Source organism: Actinomycetota bacterium, from assembly GCA_005888325.1.
Taxonomy (GTDB): domain Bacteria; phylum Actinomycetota; class Acidimicrobiia; order Acidimicrobiales; family AC-14; genus AC-14.
Genome location: VAWU01000089.1, coordinates 1 through 4,860 on the forward strand (window position 1 = coordinate 1; position 4,860 = coordinate 4,860).

Here is a 4,860-nt window from a genome sequence, read left to right on the forward strand (position 1 = left end):
TCTGGTTCACCGAGGGCTTCGCCAACAAGCTCGGCCGCATCAGTCCAACGACCCATGTGGTCACCGAGTTCACACTGCCATCCGACGTGCGTGGCACCTTTGGCATCACCGCGGGCGCAGACGGTGCGCTGTGGTTCACCGAAGGTGGCTCGCACCGCATTGGACGTATCGACCCGATAACCACCGCCATCGAGGAATTCACACCCTCGACCTCGACAAGCCAGGTCGGCGCGATCACCAGCGGTCCCGACCACAACATCTGGTTCATCGAGCAGGGAGCGTTGGCGCGGCTCAACATCAGAACCCATGTGATCTCCGAGTTCCCGCTGCCCAGCCCTGCATTCAGCCTGGCACTGGCGGTCGGACCCGATCGCAACCTCTGGTTCACCGAGCCGGACAACAACCGCATCGTGCGCTTCCACCCGTCGCGCCACATCTCGTCGCGCTCCTTCACCCAGATCACAGTGCCCTCCTCGACGACGGGCCCCTCGGGGCTGGTCGCAGGACCCGACGGAGGCGTGTGGTTCAGCGAGTCCTCGGGCACGAGCATCGGTGCCGAGTTTCCCTCCGGCACCGCAAATGGCCACTCGCAGGCGATCACCGTCGGTCCCGACAAGAAGCTGTGGTTCGCCAGCGAGTTTGGCTCCCAGTTTGGTGAGATCGACCCTGCGACCCACGCGGTTGCTGAGTACCCGCCCGTCATCCCTCACGGTCCGACTGACGTAGCCGTGGGCGCTGATCACAACCTGTGGATCACCGAGAACGGCCACTCATTTTCACCGGCCTTCCGTTATCCCGACAAGATCGCACGCCTCGACCTGCGCACACACGCGCTCACCGAATTCCCCGTCCCTACCGCCGATGGCCAGGTGGACGCGATCACCAGCGGGCCTGACGGCAAGCTCTGGTTCACCGAGACCGCTTCCGGCCGTGTCGGCGTCATCGACCCCGTGTCCGGGTCCATCCGCGAGTTCACGCTGCCATCAGCGAACGCGCATCCCGAAGACATCGCCGTAGGCGGCGATGGACGCCTGTGGTTCACCGATGCTGGCGCGGCCAAGATCGGCGCGATCGACCCCGCGACCGATGTGATCACCGAGATCGCCATACCCGCGGCGGACTCAGTCCCCACGAGCATCGCGGCAGGGCCGGGTGGTCGGCTCTGGTTCACCGACCGGGCCGAAGCGGTCCTCGGGAGGGTCAACCCGATCTCGGGTGTGATCAAGCTGTTCCCGATCCCGAGCGGCCACCGTGGCGGGGACATCGCGTTCGGCCCAGACGGCAACATGTGGTTTACCGAGAACTTCCCGCTCAAGGGCATCGCCAAGATTGACGTGGTGACCAAGACGGTCACTGAGGTCTCGCTGGGGCCGGGATACCGCGCCCCGGTCGGACTCGGCGTGGGCCCCGACCGGGCGCTGTGGTTCACCGAGAGCACCCCGTACGGCAAGGTCGCTCGGATGGATCCGGTGAGCCATGCGATCGAAGAGTTCGCGGTGCCGTCGGGGGACTCGGATTGCCCCGGCATCGTGGCCGGACCCGATGGGAACCTCTGGTTCACGGAGTTCGGTGCCTGGCGGGTCGCCAGAGTTGTGCTCGCTGGGCGCACACCCTCAGGGTTCGCGAGCGGATGACCGAAGGGGCGCTCGTGCTCTCGCCGAGACAGCTGTGCGCGTGAGCGAGGGAGCGGCGCACAACCCGGCGGTCCGGGGCTTCCCGGTTGACCAGTACTCCGTTCTTCCAGACGGACGGGTAGAGCGCTCGACCGAGAACTGGGAGATAATCTGTCCGCAATGTGGTGATGACGGCCGACCTCGGGCGGAGCTTCCGAGTCGCGAGTACTGGTCCTTGAACCTTCGGAAGCTTCGCGGGCCACACAGCAAGCAGGCGATGGCAATCGGAATCGCTGAGGCTCATGTACGAGAGACCTCGGCACACGAGTAGCGCCTCGCGCGGCCACGGGATGCAATCGCCATCGCTTAGCAGTCACACCGTTTGCATCGTCGCGCCCGAACTACGGCTCGGCGTTGCTGCTATTCACACCGCACAAGTAGCGTCGTCCGCGCCGGGAACGCGCGGGGTAACCGCCCGAGCCGCACAACAAGGTTTGGTGGAGTTGATCGCGCGGCTTTCAAACTCCTCTATTCACCTGAATGCGCCGAACTGACAAACATGGCGACCGCCGGAACGCTGTACTGAGCTCTTCCGACCGCTAGCCCTGAGCGGTCTGGACTGATCCGAGAAAGCGTTGCGTCTAGGGTTCGCCAGATGCGAGCCAAGCTGGGGCCGCTGGCGGTCGGCACATCAGTGTTTCTCGGGATCGCGTATTGGGACTATTGGCTGCGGGTTCGCGGCATCCACAACAGCTACCTCCTCCGCCAGTATGAGCGCATCATCGATGGGTCCGCCCCGGCGCCGGACCAATACAGGCCATTGGTGCCGAAGATGGCTCAACTCGTCTCCCATGCCATGTCGTTGGAGACGGCCATCGGCGCCGTCGAGAGCGGTGTCGGCGTCTGTGCAGCGATCGCGTTGTTCGTCTTTGCCCAGCGCCGTCGCGTCGGGCCGATCGGTTATGTTCTGGCTTGCTTCGCTTGCGGGTGGTGGGCGCTCAGCCTCGCCTTCTATCCCCGCCCGGAGCCGCTCGCGGCTCTGCTCGCGGTCACGATCGTTGCGGTAGGGGCAACGCTCGACGGCTGGCGACGGCGGAGCGTGCTCGCGTTCGGTGCGCTCTTGCTGATTGGGACGCGCACGGACGTATTGTTCGCGTTCGGCGTTGGCTTCGCGTTCGTCGGGCTACGTCACCGAAGATGGCTCGTCGAAGGTCTCGCTCTCGGCACTGTTGCTGCGGCTGCCACCGACATATGGGTGCGCGTGTACCCGGATGCCGGGTATCTGAAGGGGTCTGGACTGCTGAAACTGAGCGACAACCTCAACGTGCAGAGCATCGCCGCGCCGGTCGTGATGTTCTTGCCTCTGTCGCTGGTCGTCGTCGGTGCGTGGCGTCGCGGATGGCCACCAGATCCCCTTGCCTCTGCCCTCGGCGTCGCGTTGGCCTTCCACGTCGGCCTGAGTCTGTTCATCGCTGAGATTCAAGAGACGAGAGTGTGGTTCCCGTGGATTGGAATCGCAGCGGTCGTCGCCTACGACGCGTGGACCTCCAGTGAGCGCGCCGAGTCTTCCCGTTCGCTCCGGTAGCGAGGAGCCAGGCATGAGAGGTCCGGGGTTCGAAAGAGAACACTCGGTCGGGACGTAGTGTCAGAACCTGTTGAGTCATGGTCGTCATACGTGCGGTTCTGACTGTCGTTGGGACGCTCGCCGTCATCCTGGGAGCGGGTATCGGGTGGGCCGAGGCAGGCGTTCAGGCTGTGGCGAACGGCCTGGCGCGGATCGTCGAGAACCGCGCGTAGCACGTGCTCGCCCCGCGCCCCGAACTGCCTATCCGCGCTGTGGAACGGGCGCAGGATTCGCCTCGTACCTTTGACTATCGGGGTTCGTCATTTCTCTGCCAGTCCGAGCGTTCAAGGCGGTACGTGCCGTCTTCGCGGGCACGGAACCCGAGCCGCTCCAGCGCACGCAGTGACGCAATGTTGTCGGGATCGGCTCGTGCAACGATCTCCTCATAACCGCGCCTCTCGAAGCCGTCGTTGATGACCGCCCGTACGGCCTCCGCCCCGATGCCCATCCCATGGACCGAGGGGGCGAGGAGACAGGCAAGTTGCTCGCCGAGGAAGACCGACCCGACGACGCGTTCGTTGAGCTCGACCACCCAGGCGCCATCGACGCCGACATTGTTCGTCACGAACTCCGCCGGGTAGGGATGATCACCGAGGAAACGGCGGTATGCCCTAGCCAGAGCGAAGGCCTCGAACGCGGCGACATCGTCGGACCGGAAAGGCCGCAGCGTCAGCCTGCGGGTTCGCAATTGCACACGCTCATGATGCCGCGCCCCTCTTTCCCAACACCTGCGAACGACGACCCGGACGAACAATCGAGCCCAATCCCGCAGCGCCATATCTGCCGCTCGGCGCTGGCGGATCGGGCACTATGTCGCGATGCCTCCACGGAGCAAGATGCGCTCTTGAGCAGGCGGATGACGTTCGAGGGGCGTACGAGTCCCGACGATTGGCTCGACCTGGCGCAGACCTGGCGGGAGGAAGGTCGGTTCCGGGATGCATTGCGGGCCCATCGTTGGTATCACGCGCACGCACTGGAGGCTGACGGGGCGCACTAGGCGTACGGCTTTCGTTCGCACTCGCCTACTGGGCGGAGCTAGGGCAACAGGACTCGGCCGCCCGTCGGGCGCTGCTCGGGGTTCGTGCAAGGGCTGCGCGGGCGGCGTTTGGACCGCCGATCGATTCGGAACGGTTCGGAGAAGCCCTGGCGATCGACCGTGCGCTGGGCGACGACGAGGCCGCCTACCGCCTGATCTTGGCGGTGGAGGAGCGGCATCCGGATCTCGGCGCGTATGTGTTCGCGGGCGGACCGTTCGGGCGTGCGCGTCGTGACGATCGCGAGCGGGCCATAGAACAGGTTCGCGACCTGGTACACGTTCTCGTTGGAGCCGGTCGGACGAGGACGGCAATCAAACTCGTCAAGGAGGCCGGTCGAATCATTGATCACCCGAACCTTATGGGTCTTATTGATGAGGCGAGACAGCGTGTCCGCGCATCGAAGCAACGTTCCAACCGACGAGGTTCGTAACGCCGCCCAGCCAGCACAGATCTGCCGCTCGGCGTCCCCGGATGGGTCGGGCGTACGCTTGGCTCGTGGCGGTTGGGCTGGCGGTCGCGCTTGTCGGAGTGGGGGTATTCGCCGCCGTCGCCGCCCTCGCTGATCGCACGCGTCGACGTCCCCGAG

The 4,860-nt window shown here is 65.2% G+C and carries 4 protein-coding genes; 2 read left to right on the top strand and 2 right to left on the bottom strand.

Annotation, left to right across the window (positions count from 1 at the left end; translation table 11 throughout):
- Both E6G06_22205 and E6G06_22210 read left to right on the top strand, forming a co-directional pair.
- Nucleotides 1–1,634, top strand: a 1,634-nt coding sequence (locus tag E6G06_22205) for a hypothetical protein (GenBank protein TML85071.1), incomplete at its 5' end; no start/stop codon positions are given.
- Nucleotides 1,635–2,268: 634 nt separating this feature from the next.
- Nucleotides 2,269–3,198: a hypothetical protein gene (locus tag E6G06_22210; GenBank protein ID TML85072.1), complete on the top strand. Its 930-nt coding sequence runs from the start codon at nucleotides 2,269–2,271 to the stop codon at nucleotides 3,196–3,198.
- A 286-nt stretch (nucleotides 3,199–3,484) separates the two neighbouring features.
- Here the strand turns inward: E6G06_22210 and E6G06_22215 are convergent, their stop codons facing one another.
- Both E6G06_22215 and E6G06_22220 read right to left on the bottom strand, forming a co-directional pair.
- Nucleotides 3,485–4,015 carry a GNAT family N-acetyltransferase gene (locus tag E6G06_22215; protein ID TML85073.1) on the bottom strand — a complete coding sequence of 177 codons (531 nt, stop codon included), beginning with the start codon at nucleotides 4,013–4,015 and terminating at the stop codon, nucleotides 3,485–3,487.
- A 257-nt stretch (nucleotides 4,016–4,272) separates the two neighbouring features.
- Nucleotides 4,273–4,551 carry a hypothetical protein gene (locus E6G06_22220; GenBank protein TML85074.1) on the bottom strand — a complete coding sequence of 93 codons (279 nt, stop codon included), beginning with the start codon at nucleotides 4,549–4,551 and terminating at the stop codon, nucleotides 4,273–4,275.
- Between the last annotated feature and the right edge of the window lie 309 nt (nucleotides 4,552–4,860).

Coding starts and splice junctions, on each gene's coding strand:
- E6G06_22210 (TML85072.1), top strand. CDS start 2,269: ATGCGAGCCAAGCTGGGGCCGCTGGCGGTCGGCACATCAGTGTTTCTC.
- E6G06_22215 (TML85073.1), bottom strand. CDS start 4,015: ATGGCGCTGCGGGATTGGGCTCGATTGTTCGTCCGGGTCGTCGTTCGC.